The sequence below is a fragment of the Xenorhabdus vietnamensis genome (genome assembly GCF_002127535.1).
Classification (GTDB): Bacteria; Pseudomonadota; Gammaproteobacteria; order Enterobacterales; family Enterobacteriaceae; genus Xenorhabdus; species Xenorhabdus vietnamensis.
Genome location: NZ_MUBJ01000077.1, coordinates 1 through 1,764, shown reverse-complemented (window position 1 = coordinate 1,764; position 1,764 = coordinate 1). Strand labels below are relative to the sequence as shown.

Below are 1,764 nucleotides of genomic sequence, written 5' to 3'. Positions count from 1 at the left end.
TCGGCGTTTGGTAGATTTTAATTTCATCGTCATACCTCATGGTTAGGTTCATCAGATTAACAGGCGTTTGAGGTGTCCGAATTTAATATACCCCTACATTACACCGTGGGATACGTGCCGCAAAACGGCAGGCCGAACCCCAGACCCGCAATAAATTTAACGGGCAGATGGCTTAAACAGGCAGGGTTTGAGATTGGTGGCACCCTCACCGTCAAGATTATGGACGGCTGTCTGGTACTTATTCCTGACAGCGACGACACCCGCACCATCAAGCAACAGTACCAGCGCCAGCAAGACCAGCTCAGCGAAATTAAGCTGCGGATGCGGGAACTGATTGGTGACTATAAAAGCAACTAAGGGCAGGGAATGAGCGGCTCTTAAAAAGAAGAAAGCCGGAAAATCGAAAAGAATTTCCGGCCTGAATGTTAATCTAAAAGATCATCACATTGAATATAATTAATACCATCTTGCCAATGGAGAGTTCTCACCCAAATTCTTTTCGATCAATTCCTTGGTAATAATTTTTTTATCAACCAAGGGAGTGACGATTTCATTTAAAATCTCAAAATCTTCTTGGCATCCGGTATTGTCAAAAAGCAACAAGAATGCCTTATCAATAAGCTGATTTTCATCACATTCTTTAGCTTCTACAATTAAATCTACAATTTTAGATTTGATTGCTTTATTTTCTAAATACTCCTCATGCTCAGAAGAATATTCTTTAGTATAAAAATCATCTAGCTCTTGAGATATAGAATCAAGACGTAAGTAAAGATCATTACTCATTTTATAACCTTGTATGTTCCAGAAGGAATACCATTCGTAAGAAGAACCTCTTGATCCTTACGGGCGTAACGGAATGCTTTTCCTGTTACCCCCTGCCCTCTACTAATATCAACGATTTGCTCATCTGGTATCTTGGATAAATCAACCTTGACCTTACCATTTTTATTATAGAAATCAGCAGTGCTTTCTTTCTTAGTTGTAGAAATTAATTGCGTATTGAGTTTTCCATTCTCAACATGTTCTTGAACTGAATAGCTCGCTGTCGGATCTTTTGGTGGGATATCTTCTCCCGCCTCAGCGCATTTTGCCTGCTTTCTGGTTAATGCCCGGAAAACAAATCCTGTGTACTTTTTGCTTAACCCTAGAGGATCTATCCAAGTCAGTGGATTAGGAACATATGCATAGAGATTTTCTCCACCATGTAGCCCAATGGGATCCGGCGTCAGATACTGCCCCGCCACCGGCGAATAATACCGGAACCGGTTGTAGACTAACCCACTCTCCTCATCCAGCCACTGACCGGCGAACTTGATCCCCGGATTTAATTCCGGATTTTCCCCCAACACCCCCAGACGCAGCCCGTACAGGCTCTGCGGCGGCTGGCGCCAGACCCGGTGTCCGGCGGTATCAAACAACGCCAGCGGTTCGCCCGTCGGGGCACACACCGCGTACTGCGTCTGAACCTCTCCGGCCACCAGTTCATGGCGGTTTGCCGGGTTCAGGCTAAAAAACTGCACCTGCTGCGCCAGCAACTGCCAGCCATCGAACACCAGATGGCGGATACTGTACAGTCGGTTATGCCGGTACTCCCGGATTTCCGCCGGGACATCGCCATCCCACAGATACGTGGTGCGCAGGCCTGCCCGCTCACACACTTTCTCGGTACGCCGCCCGAAGGCATCGTAGCGATAGTCCCACTGCTGGCCGCCCGGCGTCTGTACCCCGGTAAGCTGGTTCTGGCTGTTCCACCTAAACTTG

Annotated in this window: 3 protein-coding genes; 1 reads left to right on the top strand and 2 read right to left on the bottom strand. The window is 46.9% G+C overall.

Annotated elements, in window-relative coordinates; genetic code table 11:
- The first annotated feature begins 72 nt into the window (after nucleotides 1-72).
- The gene (locus tag Xvie_RS20175) at nucleotides 73-357 is read left to right on the top strand and encodes a SymE family type I addiction module toxin (protein ID WP_086110868.1); all 285 of its coding nucleotides are present in this window, start codon (nucleotides 73-75) and stop codon (nucleotides 355-357) included.
- Nucleotides 358-456: 99 nt separating this feature from the next.
- Here the strand turns inward: Xvie_RS20175 and Xvie_RS20170 are convergent, their stop codons facing one another.
- Together Xvie_RS20170 and Xvie_RS24295 are read right to left on the bottom strand one after the other, a co-directional pair.
- Nucleotides 457-786, bottom strand: coding sequence for a hypothetical protein (locus tag Xvie_RS20170; protein ID WP_086110867.1), 330 nt, complete (start codon nucleotides 784-786; stop codon nucleotides 457-459).
- On the bottom strand, nucleotides 783-1,764 hold a 982-nt coding region (locus Xvie_RS24295; RefSeq protein WP_139838925.1), incomplete at its 5' end, for an RHS repeat-associated core domain-containing protein. The genes Xvie_RS24295 and Xvie_RS20170, both read right to left, overlap by 4 nt.